This window comes from Nitrosopumilus sp. b2 (assembly GCF_014078535.1).
In the GTDB taxonomy this organism is placed as follows: Archaea; Thermoproteota; Nitrososphaeria; order Nitrososphaerales; family Nitrosopumilaceae; genus Nitrosopumilus; species Nitrosopumilus piranensis.
Genome location: NZ_MU078702.1, coordinates 811,291 through 826,502, shown reverse-complemented (window position 1 = coordinate 826,502; position 15,212 = coordinate 811,291). Strand labels below are relative to the sequence as shown.

17 protein-coding genes are annotated in these 15,212 nt (G+C 35.8%); 9 read left to right on the top strand and 8 right to left on the bottom strand.

Annotated elements, in window-relative coordinates:
• The 3 genes from C6989_RS04920 to C6989_RS04910 form a co-directional block, all read right to left on the bottom strand.
• On the bottom strand, positions 1 to 377 hold a 377-nt coding region (locus C6989_RS04920; protein ID WP_255464638.1), incomplete at its 3' end, for a 50S ribosomal protein L31e.
• Positions 378 to 536 (bottom strand): 60S ribosomal protein L39, encoded by a 159-nt coding sequence (locus tag C6989_RS04915; RefSeq protein ID WP_148702976.1) that lies wholly within the window; start codon positions 534 to 536, stop codon positions 378 to 380.
• A 37-nt stretch (positions 537 to 573) separates the two neighbouring features.
• On the bottom strand, positions 574 to 1,125 hold the full coding sequence (locus C6989_RS04910) for an NUDIX hydrolase (RefSeq protein ID WP_148702975.1): 552 nt from the start codon (positions 1,123 to 1,125) through the stop codon (positions 574 to 576).
• Between the two features lie 68 nt (positions 1,126 to 1,193).
• Here C6989_RS04910 and C6989_RS04905 point away from each other — a divergent pair, with 68 nt between their 5' ends.
• Positions 1,194 to 1,931 carry a methylenetetrahydrofolate reductase gene (locus tag C6989_RS04905; RefSeq protein ID WP_182126506.1) on the top strand — a complete coding sequence of 246 codons (738 nt, stop codon included), beginning with the start codon at positions 1,194 to 1,196 and terminating at the stop codon, positions 1,929 to 1,931.
• On the opposite strand, the gene C6989_RS04900 is transcribed toward C6989_RS04905, so the two are convergent.
• Positions 1,928 to 4,426 carry a methionine synthase gene (locus C6989_RS04900; RefSeq protein ID WP_182126505.1) on the bottom strand — a complete coding sequence of 833 codons (2,499 nt, stop codon included), beginning with the start codon at positions 4,424 to 4,426 and terminating at the stop codon, positions 1,928 to 1,930. The two genes, C6989_RS04905 and C6989_RS04900, sit on opposite strands and share 4 nt — an antisense overlap.
• A gap of 32 nt (positions 4,427 to 4,458) precedes the next feature.
• Positions 4,459 to 5,421, bottom strand: coding sequence for a homocysteine S-methyltransferase family protein (locus C6989_RS04895; RefSeq protein WP_182126504.1), 963 nt, complete (start codon positions 5,419 to 5,421; stop codon positions 4,459 to 4,461).
• A 113-nt stretch (positions 5,422 to 5,534) separates the two neighbouring features.
• Here C6989_RS04895 and C6989_RS04890 point away from each other — a divergent pair, with 113 nt between their 5' ends.
• Positions 5,535 to 6,635, top strand: a complete 1,101-nt coding sequence (locus C6989_RS04890; protein ID WP_182126503.1) for an MFS transporter — start codon at positions 5,535 to 5,537, stop codon at positions 6,633 to 6,635.
• A 111-nt stretch (positions 6,636 to 6,746) separates the two neighbouring features.
• On the opposite strand, the gene C6989_RS04885 is transcribed toward C6989_RS04890, so the two are convergent.
• The 3 genes from C6989_RS04885 to C6989_RS04875 are packed head-to-tail and all read right to left on the bottom strand — an operon-like array spanning position 6,747 to position 9,300.
• A complete protein-coding gene (locus tag C6989_RS04885; protein WP_182126502.1) occupies positions 6,747 to 7,505 on the bottom strand; it encodes an ABC transporter permease in 759 nt (252 codons plus the stop codon).
• Between the two features lie 8 nt (positions 7,506 to 7,513).
• Positions 7,514 to 8,275 carry an ABC transporter ATP-binding protein gene (locus C6989_RS04880; protein WP_148702967.1) on the bottom strand — a complete coding sequence of 254 codons (762 nt, stop codon included), beginning with the start codon at positions 8,273 to 8,275 and terminating at the stop codon, positions 7,514 to 7,516.
• Positions 8,275 to 9,300 carry an ABC transporter substrate-binding protein gene (locus C6989_RS04875; RefSeq protein WP_182126501.1) on the bottom strand — a complete coding sequence of 342 codons (1,026 nt, stop codon included), beginning with the start codon at positions 9,298 to 9,300 and terminating at the stop codon, positions 8,275 to 8,277. Before C6989_RS04875 ends, C6989_RS04880 begins: the two co-directional genes overlap by 1 nt.
• Positions 9,301 to 9,436: 136 nt before the next feature.
• Here C6989_RS04875 and C6989_RS04870 point away from each other — a divergent pair, with 136 nt between their 5' ends.
• The 7 genes from C6989_RS04870 to lysM are packed head-to-tail and all read left to right on the top strand — an operon-like array spanning position 9,437 to position 15,118.
• A complete protein-coding gene (locus tag C6989_RS04870; RefSeq protein ID WP_148702965.1) occupies positions 9,437 to 10,636 on the top strand; it encodes an argininosuccinate synthase in 1,200 nt (399 codons plus the stop codon).
• Positions 10,633 to 10,800, top strand: coding sequence for an alpha-aminoadipate/glutamate carrier protein LysW (locus tag C6989_RS04865; protein WP_014963701.1), 168 nt, complete (start codon positions 10,633 to 10,635; stop codon positions 10,798 to 10,800). The genes C6989_RS04870 and C6989_RS04865 overlap by 4 nt, the downstream gene beginning before the upstream one ends.
• Positions 10,800 to 11,657 carry a lysine biosynthesis protein LysX gene (lysX, locus tag C6989_RS04860; RefSeq protein WP_182126500.1) on the top strand — a complete coding sequence of 286 codons (858 nt, stop codon included), beginning with the start codon at positions 10,800 to 10,802 and terminating at the stop codon, positions 11,655 to 11,657. The genes C6989_RS04865 and lysX overlap by 1 nt, the downstream gene beginning before the upstream one ends.
• Before the next feature lie 28 nt (positions 11,658 to 11,685).
• On the top strand, positions 11,686 to 12,732 hold the full coding sequence (gene argC, locus C6989_RS04855) for an N-acetyl-gamma-glutamyl-phosphate reductase (protein ID WP_148702963.1): 1,047 nt from the start codon (positions 11,686 to 11,688) through the stop codon (positions 12,730 to 12,732).
• Positions 12,733 to 12,734: 2 nt separating this feature from the next.
• Positions 12,735 to 13,538, top strand: a complete 804-nt coding sequence (locus tag C6989_RS04850) for a [LysW]-aminoadipate/[LysW]-glutamate kinase (protein ID WP_182126499.1) — start codon at positions 12,735 to 12,737, stop codon at positions 13,536 to 13,538.
• On the top strand, positions 13,531 to 14,712 hold the full coding sequence (locus tag C6989_RS04845; protein WP_182126498.1) for an aspartate aminotransferase family protein: 1,182 nt from the start codon (positions 13,531 to 13,533) through the stop codon (positions 14,710 to 14,712). The genes C6989_RS04850 and C6989_RS04845 overlap by 8 nt, the downstream gene beginning before the upstream one ends.
• Complete coding sequence (gene lysM, locus C6989_RS04840) at positions 14,699 to 15,118, top strand: HTH-type transcriptional regulator LysM (protein ID WP_148702960.1); 420 nt, start codon at positions 14,699 to 14,701, stop codon at positions 15,116 to 15,118. The genes C6989_RS04845 and lysM overlap by 14 nt, the downstream gene beginning before the upstream one ends.
• The last annotated feature ends 94 nt before the right edge of the window (positions 15,119 to 15,212 follow it).

Sequence of the window (15,212 nt, the reverse complement as noted above, 5' to 3'; positions counted from 1 at the left end):
TCTTTCTTTGGTGCTTCTTTAGCTGGTTCTTCTTTCTTTGGTGCTTCTTTAGCTGGTTCTTCTACTTTATCATCAACTTTTGGAGTTTCTTTTTCTGGAGTTACTTTAGATTCAACATCTTCTTCATATGTAGAAACAAGAACATAACCCTCATCAGTTTTACTCATTCGAACTCTGATTTTTCTTGGAGGACTTCGGATTCCTTTTGCCCAAATTTGATGAGCTAAATCTTCTTCAATTTTAATATCTTCAACTTTCATGTGATGACGAGCAAATTCTTTGATCATGTTAATTGCTCTAACAGCTCTGTGTTGTGATTGTGATAGTAATACTTTACCTAGATTAATTGTATAAACACGTTCTAACTCTTGAGACATCTATCCTACCTCCACATCAGTTGATCTCCAAGCTCTACGTTTTGGATTTGTTCTAACGTTTCTCTTTGTCTTGAGAATAATCCAAGCTGGTACTGGTGATGCCTGTCTTGTTTTCTTCAACAAACGAATCTTCCTTGGAGAAGACTTACGTGCAGCCATAGTTTTTCAGGCACGAAGAGCTCTTTTTAAATGAATCTCAGGATTTTAGGGCTCTCTGAATTTGTTTTAAGATTCTAGCAGAAGCACCCCAAACTATTTTGTTTTGATATTCAAAGGTGTACATTTCTTGAATAATGTTATGTGAAGGATCAGGATCGTGCGCCATAGTTTTCAAAAATGGCTCCAAGGGAATATGAAAAATTTTTTCAACTTCACAATTTGCAGAAAGTTTTGGTATTTCATTAACAACCGAAATAAAAGGCAAAATAAGAAAGCCAGAATTCAGTGTCACGACAGGATCTAGTTGCCCAACAACTTGATCTCTTGTAATGGTCAAGCCAATTTCTTCACTAGTTTCACGTAATGCAGTATCAAGAAGATCTGAATCATTTGTATCTAATTTTCCTCCTGGAAAAGATATTTCGCCAGCATGGAATTTCATATTTTTTGGTTTTTCAGTCATTACAACTAGTGGTTCTTGTCCATAAATCACAACAAGAATTGATGCAAGTCGATATTTCCCAGTATTTTCTAAAACAGGATCAATTGGTGTAGAGAAAATAGATTCAATTTTTTCTAACGTTAACATTATTTCCCACTTTTCCATATGGGTTTTGGTATTCAAAGGTTTTAACCAAGGGTACAAAAAATTACAATATGACAATTAGATACGAAGCCAATCCACCTAAAATTTTACCTGATGTAAATACAGATGAATCAATAAAGAAATTCGTTGATAGAATAAAGATTATTTCAAAAAAATGTGATGCAATTCATCTTACAGAAAATGTGTTAGGATACCAAAGAGCATCACCATTAGATGTAGGAAAAATAATAAAAAATGAAATGCCAAATTTGCCAATCACAGTAAGTCTCAGAGTTAGAGACAAGACAGAAGAGGAAATCTCAGATTTTGTTGAAAAGTGTATCGACATAGGTTTTTCAGGAATTTTGATTTTGATGGGAGACCCTTCTCAAACAGGCAAGAAAGATTCTGGACAAATACCAAGTTTGACTGTAAAAAAATTACGAGAGAGAAACATTGATTCAAAAATTGATTTGTATCTTTCAGTACCAAACAAACCCAATTTTTCAAAACTTGAAAAGAAATTTGATGCAAAACCAAAGGGATTCATGACTCAAGTGGTACAAAACGTAAAACAAGTACAAGAATTATCAAATAATCTCAAAGGATTTGCAGTTATTCCAATTATTTTATTTCCATCACAAAAAAATGAAAAATCTGCAGCATTTTTGAATCTAGATTTGGAATCATACAGTCAAGAGTTTGAAGAATTGTTAAAAAAAGCACATGAAATTACAGGAGATATTTTAATTACATCTCCAAATGATTTTTCAGGATTAAACGAATTTTTGAATGAATTTGCCATCTAAAGTACAAAGTATTGTGCTTTAGGATGGTGCACTACTATTGCTGCAGTTGATTGCTCTGGGATTATCTGCCCTGAGTCGGTTAAATCCATACCAGATTTTTCGGGCTCTAAAAGTTTCCATACCAATTGATGCTGCAGTACATCAGGACAACTAGGGAATCCCCAAGAATATCTCAAGCCACCTTCATTCAAGTTTAATTCAGATTTGATTTTTCGATTTATCCATTCAGCTAAAGCTTCGGCAACTTCAACTGCTAATCCATGAAGATAGTATGCATCAGTGTATTTGTCTTCTTGATTCCATTTTTCAATGATATCAGCAACTTTGTTTCCAACTGTAACAGCTTGAAATGCAACAAGATCATCATTACCAAAATAGTCAGTTAAACAAAGATGTTCGGGTTTGGTCGAACGTGGGAAATCAAATTCCACATTGTCACCTCGAGGATTTTCTACAAGTAATTTTCCATCCTTGTTGTGACATTTGAAGTATCCATAAACAACTTCGGGCTCAAATAATTTTTCTCGAATTATTCTAATCTTCCATTGGCTAAGCAATTGTTCATGGTCTGCCTCTGATTCAGCGCCTGCTTTACCTCTTAGACCCCAAGATAGTTTGAAAAGGGATTTTTTGTCAATAAGTTGCCATACTTCATCCATCTTTATTTGATCCAACTTAAGGCGGATTGGTTCTCCGATGTTTGTTGGAGCAGGGGCATCAACAGGTTTAATGTTACTTTTAGGAAGAGTAGATGGGTCAACAGAAGCAGTTGATTTTTCTTTCCAGTTTTCTAATTTTTCTCTCCATTGAGCCAAGAGATTTTGTTTTTCATCTGAAATCAGAGTATCCATTGTTTTGAGTCCTTCAAACATAGTATTGCAGTAAAAAACACCCGGCTCATAAATTCCATCTTCTTTTGCAATTCGATTAATGTAATTGCTGTTAATTGCAGCACCCCCACAAAGGATTGGAATGTTCATCTTGTTTTTTCTTGCATGCTCTACAAAAAACTGCATTTGTTTTGAGGTGGAAACTAGTAACGCAGAAAGACCAACAGCATCTGGATTCACTTCGTCGATTTTTTCAAGGAATTTTTGTAGTGGAACTTGCTTTCCAAGGTCATAAACAGTGTAACCATTATTTTGAAAGATGGTCTTTACAAGATTTTTCCCAATGTCATGAACATCACCATAAACAGTTCCCAAGACAAGCTTACCTTTACTGGACCCCTCTTCTTTGACTAAATATTTTTCAAGTTCACCAACAGCTACTTTCATACATTCAGCTGATTTTAAAACAAAAGGCAGAATTAATTCGCCTGCTCCAAACTTGTCTCCCACTTCTTTCATGGCAGGAAGTAAATCTTCATTGAGGGTTCTAATTGCGCCATCATGTGTTGTTTCTGGAGTGGCATCAAGTGAAAATTTACCGTCAGTATCTTTTAGAATGTCATTTTTCTTAACTTTATCTGCAATAGCAGAAACAACATCATTTTCAATTCCATCCTTAAGCCTGTTGACAATTCTAAAGTTAGCTTTCTTTCCAGCAGACCAAGATGGGTCAACATCTACTTTTTTAGATGCAGTACTGCTTTGAGGTCCTACATTCTCAAAGTATGTAATTAATTCAGATAGTGCATTAGGATGAGTGTTAAAGATTAGATCTTCTGCAAGTTTTCTTTCTTTTTCATCAATTTCACCATATGGTATGATCTCCTTTGCATTAACAATTGCAGTATCAAGGCCAGATTTTATTGCATGATGTAGGAAAACAGAATTGAGAATTTTTCTAGCATATGGCACTAATCCAAAACTGATGTTACTTAGACCCAAGGTAGTAAATGAATTTGGAAATTTTTCTTTTACAAGACGAATTCCTTCAAGAGTGTTTTTTCCTGCATCAAGGAATTCATCTTCTCCTGTTGCAAGAGTAAATGTCAAAACATCAAAAATGAATTGTTCAATTTTTAATCCATATTTCTTGCCGGTTTCAAAAAGTAATTCAGCAGTATCCAATTTTTGCTGAGGTGTTTTTGCCATTCCATCAGGACCAATACATAAAGCAATTGCAGGTAGACCATATTTTGCCATAATGGGTGCAAGTTTTGCAAATCGACTCCCATCACCTTCAAGATTAATAGAGTTAATTATTGGTCTTCCAGGAATTTGTTTTACAGATGCTTCAATGACTTCAGGATCAGTGGAGTCAATTACGAGAGGTGCGTCTACTTCTAAACTCAGTCGTTTAACTAGATTCAACATGAACTCTTTTTCATCAGCTCGCTCAGTTGTTGCAACACACACATCAAGACAATGTGCACCATCTTCAACTTGGGTTCTACCTAAATCAACTAGTCCATCATAGTCATCAGCAAGAACAAGTTGTTTTGCTTTCCGAGAGCCTTGAGTGTTTATTCGCTCACCAATGATTAATGGGGGAGGAATTTGCTTTAGGTCAACTGCCTTTAATGCAGAACTTACTCTAGGAATAGTCAATATTGTAAAATCATCTCAGTTTTTCTAAATACTTAACCCTCGACAGAGTTGGCTTTTTCGTCAATTACTTTTCTTAGAACTTTGATATGCTCAGGATTTGTCCCACAGCAGCCTCCAATTATTCGAACTTTTTTGTATTGTTTAAGAAAATCACCTAATGCATCACCCATTTTTTCTGGAGTCATCTTGTAGACTGCCTGACCACCTTCATTTTCAGGCATACCAGCATTTGGCACTACCAGAATGTTGTGCTCATTTTGTTCATCGAGCCACCTAACACTTGGAGTCATCTCAATAGGACCAGTAGAACAATTCATTCCAAATATGTCAATGCCCATATCAGAGACAGTAGTATATGCAGCTTGAATGTTTGTGCCAAGTAGCATTTTTCCATATTGATCCAATGTAGTATTTGCAATGATTGGGATTTTCTTTCCAGTTTTTTTCATTGCATTATGACATGCCTCAATTACTAATTTTACTTCTAGAATATCTTGACTTGTTTCAATTAGTAATGCATCTACTCCACCTAAAATCAACCCTTCAGCTTGTAATTCAAATGCATCTCTAATTTCATCAAGAGGTTTTTGTCCCAAATCAGGATCATTTGAGCTTGGAAGAAATCCTGATGGTCCCATCGAACCAATTACATACCGAGGCCTATCAGAATATTCTTGACAAACTTCAGATGCAAGTTGTGCAATCTTTTTGTTAAAATCAATTGTTTGATCACCAAATCCATATTCATCTAGTTTAATTTTATTTGAACCAAAAGAGTTTGTTTCAATGCAATCAGCTCCGGCATCTAAATATTTTTTATGAATTTCTTTTATCCATTCAGGATGTGTTAGTACCAAACCATCATTGAATCCATCTTGATTATTTGGAAAATCTTCAGGTTTTGGGTTAAATTTTTGAATCTCAGTTCCCATTGCACCATCAAAAAGTAAAACTCGTTTTTGTAGTGCATCCAAAAACGATTCTTTCTCAGTCAATTTAATTTCAAAATAGCTTGGCACAGTTTAACTCTTTTCAGAAAAACCCACAAACAAAAGTGGTATTGATAAGTATATTGAAATTAGGTCAAGTACAATTTTTGAGTACATTTATGCAAAAACTTCAAGTAAACAATCTAGTACGTACTGCCACCTTTTTTCAGCATGCAGGAATCTCAATTGTCTTTGTATTCATGCCTATTATTGCAAAAGGGGTTACAGAGTCTGTATTTGAAATAGGACTGTTGGTAGCCTCGTTTAGTTTTGCTCAAATTTTATCTGAAATCTATTTTGGAAGGTACTCAGACAAGAAAGGAACTAGGCTCAAATTCATCAGAATTGGTTTTATCGGGTGTGCCATAGCATTTGGACTCCATTATTTTGCAACCGATCTTTCAATGTTTTTTCTAGTAAGAATTGCAGCAGGAGTTGCAAGTGGAATAATGATTCCTGCAATGATTGCATATACTTACGAGGCAAACATTGACAAAAAGAGAGCAGCTACGGTAATATCATTTCATGCACTAGGTTGGCTTGCAGGAATTGCAGCAGCTGGATTTGCAAATGACTTGCAATTAATTTTCTTGATCAGTGCCGCATCTTTTGTAGTGGGATTATTGTTTACAATAAAACTTCCAAATCCAGAACAAGAAAAGGAAGTAAAACCTGGTACTACAAAAAAAGTTATTTCAAAAAACAAGTTTCTCTTCTTATCATTACTCTTAAGGCATATTGGGGCAGCAGCTGTATGGACAATTCTTCCAATAATGATTGTAGAAAAACTAGGAGGTGAGCTTTATCACATATCAATTGTATATGTAGCAAACACACTGACTGCATTTATTTTGATGAATGTTATGGCAAGCAAAATTCATCTGTCAAATGTTACAAAATTTAAAATTGGAATTGGGTGTACGACATTTGTCTTTATAGGATTATCATTTGTTACTGAGTGGTGGATGGCAATGCCGTTTATGTCACTAGTGGGAGCAACATGGGCATTTTTGTTCATCGGAGGAAACTTTCACCTAATGGAAAATAATCCGCGTTCAACATCTACAGGAATTTTCAGTTCAACATTATCAATTGCAACTGTGGTTGGTCCCGTAGTAGCTGGAAGTATTGCGTTTGCATTTGACTATGTTGCAGTAATGTATTTTGCAATTGCAATTATTGTATGTGCGTTTGTAGTATCACTAAAAATTAAAAAATAAAATAAAATGAGGTATTTACTGTCCTGTGGCTATCGAATAGTTTATTGCGAAAGGTTCCTGATGATTTCTCAGTGTCAGAAAATGTTGTTACAAAAAACATAGAAATTTGAATTATCTTAGACCCCAACGAGACATTACTTTATCTTCTAGTCTTTTGAAAACAACTCCATCTACTACAAGACCTATTCCCATTATTACAAGCATAATAGCTATTACCTGAGAGACGTCAGTTAGAGAACGTCCAGCATTGAGCAAAAATCCCAATCCTAAGAATGAAAATAGAATTTCAGCACCAATTACTCCTCTCCATGCAAATGCCCAGCCCTGCTTAAAACCCGAAATCATGTAAGGAAATGCAGCAGGAATTAGTACTGCAGTGATAAGCTGGCCACCTTTTGCCCCCATATTTCTTGCAGCCTCTATAAAATGAGGATTGATGTTTTTGACTCCGGTGTAGGTGTTAATGGTTACAGCAAAGATTGCGCCAATTGCAGTAACAAATATGATTCCACCATCAGTAAGACCAAACCACAGAATTGCAAGTGGCACCCATGCAATAGAAGGAATTGATTGCAAACCTAAAACCAAAGAACCAACAGTCTGATTGATCACTTCGACTCGTGCCATAAAAATTCCTAAAACTATGCCACCTGCAATTGCAATGGCCAATCCAACTGCCAATCTCCACATACTTGTTGCAATACCATAAAACAAACTTCCATCAGCTGCACCATAACCCAAGTCTTCAGCTACCTCATATGGAGATGGAAAAACATTATCAGGCCAAAGTCCAGTCATTGCAATTATTTGCCAAACAACAACAATTCCAATGTAAAATGTAATTCTGTGAGGAGTAAAGTTTTTTGCCATAGTAACCACTACTTGTTTTTCTTTACCTCAGGTCTTAGTTCAGAAAGAAGATCCTGTTGAAACTTCATCAAAGACTCATCTTCAGTAACTCTAGGTCTTGGAAAGTCATTATCAACTTCTTTTTTAATTACAGATGGGCGATTGCTAAAAACTGCAACTTTTGTTCCAAGAACTGCAGCTTCAGCTACACTATGTGTAACAAATAAGATGGTCTTTTTTGTTTTCTCCCAAATCAATTGCATTTCAACTAATAACAAATCACGTGTTTGTGCATCAAGTGCTGCAAACGGTTCATCCATAAGCAGTACATCAGGATCCATCACAAGAGCTCTTGCAATAGCTACACGTTGTTTCATTCCCGTAGAAAGTTGGTACGTGTACGAGTCAGTGAACTTTGTTAACTGCATCATGTCAAGATATCTATGAGATATCTTTGCACGCTCCTCTCGTGGAATACCTGCCATCTTTAATCCAAACTCCACATTGTCTTGAACTTTGAGCCATGGGAACAATGCACCCTCTTGGAATACCATTATTCTTTCAGGTCCTGTTTCAGTTACTGGGCGACCATCAAAGAGTATCTGACCATCATCAGGCTTCTCCAAGCCTGCAACTATGCGTAAAAATGTAGATTTTCCACATCCAGAGGGACCTATCAAACATACAAAGTCACCAGACTCAACTTTGAGGTCTATACCACCTAAAGCCTTGAGATTATGAGAATCATGGCTAAAGTACTTGACAATATTTTTGGCCTCCAGTTTAGGCATTAGGTTTTGTCCCCCTTTAGAGAATTTGTATCAAAGCTGTAAAAAATTCCAGACAAATCATATCCATTTCTTCCAAGGTATCCTAGCGTATCAGCTTTTTTTGCAAAGGAAACAACAGAATCAGGTTTAGGATCATCAGTGATTTGAATATTAGATAAAGCAATGTCTACAACATCATCAGAAAGTGATTGGCCCAAGTAGGAATTAAGAAAATTGTTAAAAACAATTCTAGTTTCTTTAGGATTATCATTTATCCAAATCATCGTATCATGATGAGCGCCAAGGAATTTATCAATAATATTTTTATTTTTTTTAACATAATCAGTATTTCCAATTAAGAGAACTGATGCAAATTCCTTGTTTGGCCAAAGTTCTTCTTCATAGAACAGTCGTTTTCCATTTAGTTCAGTTTCTAAAATTGTAGCCCATGGCTCTGCAACCCATGCACCATCAATGTCTCCTTTTACAAACAAAGTATAGATGTCAGGATTTGGAATGTTGTAAACAATTACGCTACCACCTTTCTCAGCTGGTTTTAGTTGATTTTCAGACAAATAATGACGTAATGAAACATCTTGTGTGTTTCCAATTTGGGGGGCAGCAATTTTTTTTCCTGCAAAATCAGAAGCAGTGATTATTTCAGAATCAGGATGCACAATAAAACTAGCACCACCACTTGCAGCACCAGTAAGAATCTTGACATTATTATTTTCAGAATTTAAAAATCCGTTAATTGCAGGTCCTGGACCAACATACGCAAGATCAATTGAATTTGCAAATATGGACTCTATTGCTTGAGGTCCACTGTCAAACACCTTGGTTTCAATTTTTGTTTCAGAACCAATTTTTTCTTCAAAAAATCCTTTTTCCATCCCTACAATCGGAATGACATGCCCAATGTTTGGAAAGTATGCGATTCGAATTTTATTTTCATGTGCAGTATCACTGGAGTTAAGAGCAATTCCAAGTGCAGATAGTACAACAATTGCTACAATTCCTCCAACAATTGCCGAACGGATTTTCATAAAACAGCGTTATATTTGGCGGTTAAATAATCATCGAATTTTAGCTCAAGCTAGCCAGAAATTTTTCAAGAAAAAAATTACATGCACAAGCCTATCACAAAAGATAAATTCCAAAATACGACGGAAAAGATGTTTTATGACTCAAAAAGGAATTCTTGCATTTTCTGGAGGACTAGATACTTCAGTTGTTGTAAAATACTTACAAGACGAACACGACATGGATGTCATCACAGTAACAGTAGATGTTGGACAAGGTGATGACAATAAAAAAATTGCAGCAAAGGCAAAAAAATTAGGAGTAAAAAAACACTACAACATTGATGCACGAAAAGAATTTGTTAAAGATTACATTTTTCCATCAATCAAAGCAAATGCTCTTTATCAAAAAAAATATTGTTTAGCAACAGCACTTGCAAGACCATTAATTGCTGAAAAAGTTTTACAGATTGCAAAAAAAGAAAAAGTAACATCATTAGCACATGGATGTTCAGGAAAAGGAAATGACCAAGTACGTTTTGATATTACACTACGTTCTGGTTCCAATCTTCCAATCATTGCACCAATTCGGGATAAGAATTTAGACAGGGTAACAGAATTAAGATTTGCAAAAAAACACGGGATTGAAATTGACACTGTAGCAAAAAAATTTAGTATTGATCAGAACTTGTGGGGTCGTGCAATTGAAGGTGGTGTTTTAGAAGATCCATATAACGAACCACCAGATGATGCATTCATTTGGGTAAAAACAAAAAATTTACCAGACAAACCAACATATCTAGAAATTAAATTTGAGAAAGGGATTCCTGTAGGAGTTGATGGAAAAACTATGGAAGGTCAAAAATTAATTGAATACATTAACAAAAAGGCAGGTGATGCCGGAGTTGGTATTGTTGATCATATTGAAGACAGAGTTGTTGGAATAAAATCCAGAGAAGTCTATGAAACACCAGCTGCGACTTGCTTAATTGAGGCACATTCTGATTTAGAAAAAATGGTTCACACCAAACATGAAAACAAATTCAAGTCAATAATTGATGATGAGTGGGCATACCTAACATACTCAGGGTTGTGGCAAGATCCACTAAAATCAGATTTAGATGGATTCATAGAAGCTTCTCAAAAGCCTGTTACTGGAACAGTCAAGATAAAGATGTACAAAGGGAGTCTAAGAGTAGTTGGAAGAAAATCCAAGAATTCTCTTTATAGTCATGAAATCGCTACTTATGGAACAGAATCCACTTTTGATCAAAGGTTGGCCAAAGGATTTGTAGAATTGTGGGGAATGCAATCAACAGAAGCTAATAAATTACAAAAGAAAAGGTCAACAAAAACATGAACTGCCCAGAATGTGACGCAACACTAAACATCCCAGACGATGCCTCAGTAGGAGAAATAGTCTCCTGCCCTGATTGTGGTGCTGACTTTGAAATCGCAAAAAAAGACGGATCAAATGTTGAGCTTAAACAAGCAGAAAGCGTAGGCGAAGACTGGGGAGAGTAATGTCAAAAGTCTGTATTGTGTTTGATCGCCTAAGAGCTGAAGAAAAGATGCTTCAAAAAGAAGCATCCGAGTTGGGGCATGATGCAGTAATGTTAGATGCAAAGATCACTCAAGTCAACACAGATAGTAAAAAAGAAGATTTTGACTTTGGAGATGTTGTTCTAGAGAGATGTGTGAGTTATTTCAGAGGATTACATTTTACTGCAAGTCTAGAGTTTATGGATATTCCTGTTCTAAACAAATTTGATGTTGCAAGTATTTGTGGTAATAAAATGTTCATGACATTACTTTTGAAAAAAAATGGAGTTCCAACACCAAAAACATATTTTTCATTTACAAGTGATAGTGCAGCTGAAAATTTAGAGAAAGTAGGTTACCCATTAGTAATCAAACCAGTTATTGGTAGTTGGGGAAGAGGCGTAATGCCAATCAAAGACAGAGATACAATGGATGCAGTTTCTGAGATTAGAGACATTACAGATAGTCCACATGACAGGATTTACTATCTGCAAGAATTAGTAAAAAGACCTCCAAGAGATATTCGTGTGATAACCATAGGGGATGAGCCTGTTGCAGCCATGTATAGAAAATCTTCAGGAGGTTTCAAGACCAACATTGCACTTGGTGCCGATCCAGAGCTTTGTGAGATCACAAAAGAGATGGAAGCTATGGCCGCAAAAGCATCAAAGGCAATGGGCGGAGGGATCCTAGGAATAGACATTATGGAAGATGAAAAGAAAGGTCTAGTTGTTCACGAGGTCAACAATACTGTAGAATTCAAGGGTCTGTCAAGAGTTGCACAACGAAATATACCAAAAGAAATGGTTGAATTTGCTCTAAACTACGTTAGGAAATAAATTATACTCCATTACGAGGAGATTTATCATGAAAGTAGGTGTTGTGGGAGCATCAGGTTATGTAGGTGGAGAGACATTACGTCTTTTGGTCAATCATCCAGATGTAGAGATCAGCATGGTCACATCAAGACAACACGTTGGAGAATACCTACACAGAGTTCAACCAAGTTTGAAAGGTTTTACCGATCTTACTTTTTCAGAATTAGATTATGACAAATTAACTGACAAGTGTGATGTAGTTTTTACAGCAGTTCCACATGGTACTGCAACTGAGATTGTCAAAGCCCTCTACGACAGAGGTATCAAAATTATCGATTTGAGTGCTGATTACAGATTACATGATCAGGCAGCATATGACAAATGGTATGGTTGGGAACACCCACATCCAGATTATTTGAGTAAATCAGTTTTCGGTGTACCAGAACTACACAGAGAAGAAATTAAAAAAGCACAGCTTGTTTCATGTCCAGGATGTATGGCAGTTACATCAATGCTAGCACTTGCACCATTAATTCGAAATGACCTTATCGATACAGACCACATTGTAGTAGATTCTAAAATTGGTTCTTCAGGTGCAGGTTCTGGTTCAGGAACTGCACATGCGATGAGAGCAGGAGTTATCAGACCATACAAACCTGCAAAGCACAGACATACTGGTGAAATTGAACAAGAACTAAGTGAAATCGCAGGACATAAGATTAATGTTTCAATGAGTCCACATGCAGTAGATGTTGTCCGTGGAATTCTTTGTACAAATCACACGTTCATGAAAAAAGATATTGAAGAAAAAGAGTTGTGGAAATTATATCGTCAAACTTATGGTGAAGAGAAATTTGTTAGATTAATTCGTGACAAAAAAGGATTATACAAATTCCCAGATCCAAAATTCTTGGTCGGTTCAAACTTTTGTGACATAGGATTTGATTTAGACGAAGACAATCATAGATTAATTGCATTATCTGCATCAGATAACTTAATGAAAGGTGCAGCAGGTTCTGCCATCCAAAACATGAACGTAATGTGTGGTTTTGATGAAATGAACGGATTAAGATATACACCATTAACTCCGGTTTAGAAATGATCACTATCAAAATAGGTGGAAGCGTAGTAGATGATTTACATCCATCTACAATTGCAGACATAAAAAAGGTTGCAGAGTCTGAAGGAGTAGTTTTAGTCCATGGAGGAGGAAAGGAAGTCACCAAAGTTTGTGAGCAACTTGGAAAAGAACCAAAGTTTGTAACATCACCTAGCGGAATTAAAAGTAGATACACAGACAAAGAAACTGCAGAGATTTTTACAATGGTTATGTCAGGTAGAATTAACAAAACAATTGTTCAGATGCTTCAAAAAAATGGTATTAATGCAATTGGCCTATCAGGTGTAGATGCCAAAGTAATAGAGGCAGACAGGAAAAAGAAACTCCTCATTGTTAATGAAAAAGGTAGAAAACAAGCAATTGATGGAGGGTATACGGGAAAAATCAGAGAAGTTAATTCTGCTTTTATCAAATCACTCCTAGAACAAGGCCTTACGCCTGTGATTTCACCTATAGCAATAAGTGAGGAATCTGAATTTCTGAATGTTGACGGGGATAGAGCAGCAGCATATGTTGCAGGAAAAGTTGGGAGTGACAAAGTATTATTCATAACAAATGTAGATGGTCTCTTAATGGACGATAAGGTTGTTCCAAAATTGACGTTAGCAGAAGCAAAAGAAATTAGACCAAAAATCGGACCAGGTATGGAAAAGAAAATTTTGGCATCAACTGAGGCATTAGACATGGGAGTTAAAACGGCATTAATTGCAAATGGTCAAAAAGAAAATCCAATTTCATCTGCCATTGCTCATGACAATTGTACGGTGATTGAACATGAGTGAAGACCAGTACATGGGTAATCTCTATCAGAGATTTCCAGTTACCGTTGAAAAAGGAAAAGGCGCACATGTGTGGGATGTCGATGGTAAAGAGTACATTGATTGTATGGGAGGATATGGAGTAGCGCTAGTTGGACACCAAAATAAAAGAGTCAATGATGCAATAAAAGAGCAAGTTGATAAAATCATAACTGTACATAGTTCACTATACAATAAAACAAGAGAAGAATTTTTGAAGATACTAATTGGTTTAGCTCCTAAAGGATTAACACAAGTTCATCTCAACAACAGTGGCGCAGAAGCAATTGAGGCTGCAATCAAATTTGCAAGAAAGTTTACTGGGAAAAAAGGAATGGTTGCAATGAAAGGTTCCTACCATGGAAAATCATTTGGTGCATTATCATTAACTTTTAATCCAAAATACAAAAAGGCATTTGCGCCACTAGTTGAAAAAGTTTCATTTGCATCTTATGGGGATATCGATTCTCTTCGTGAAACCATAGACGATGATACTGCCTTTGTAATTTTAGAACCAATACAAGGAGAAAGTGGGATTATCGTTGCCCCAGATGGATTTTTGCAAGATGTAAGAAAGCTTTGTGATGAAAAAGGAATTCTGCTAATTTTTGACGAAATACAAGCAGGTTTGGGAAGAACAGGTCGATTATGGGCGTGTGATCATTGGAACACAGCACCAGACATTTTATGTTTGGCAAAAGGAATTGCAGGTGGAGTTCCAATGGGCGCAACTCTTGTAAGACCAGACATTTTAGCTGCTATAAGTAAAGGTGAGCACTCATCAACGTTTGGAGGAAATCCAATATCATGTGCAGCAGGTATTGCAGCCCTCAAATCCATTACAGAAGATGGATTAATTGAAAACTCTGAAAAAATGGGAAAAATTTTCAGAGAAGGTTTAGAAAAATTAAAAGAAAATCACACAATGATAAGAGAAATTCGTGGAAAAGGACTCATGATAGGTGTAGAAATGAAATTTGAAGTTAGAGATATTTTGATGGGATTAATTAGAGAGGGTGTTCTTATGTTATATTCAGGTCGCAATATTTTGAGAATTCTACCTCCATTAGTAATAACTGAAGATGATGTAACAAAAGTTTTACATGCTCTAGATATAATACTAACAGAAGAGGAACAAAAACGAAATGTACAAAGATAGCGTAGATGAGAAAATTATTGGTTACCTAAAAGAAGATTCAAGGGAATCATTTGTAGATATTGGAAAAAAATTAAAGCTGTCTGAATCAGCAGTAAGAAGACGTGTCAAAAACCTCATAGGAAATGGAACTATCAAAAAATTTACTTTAGAGTTAGGTGAAGAGAATGCAACAAGTGCCATCGTATTAGTTTCAGTTGATTCTGCAACAGATACATCAAAAGTTTCATTAAAACTTGCAAAACTAGATGGTGTAAAAACAGTTTATGAGATTACAGGACAATACGACATTACAACAATTATGAGTGCATCAAGTATTGCAGAGATCAATAACAGTATTGATGCCCTAAGAAAAATTCCAGGGGTAGTTGATACCAACACAGTGATAATTTTAAGAAAAGTCATCTAAAAACGACTTTCGGTTTAAAATTTTAATTCAAAACTAGTTTAGGATCATTATTAGTTATTTTCAACGAACCTAGTACGAATATGTTTATATCATC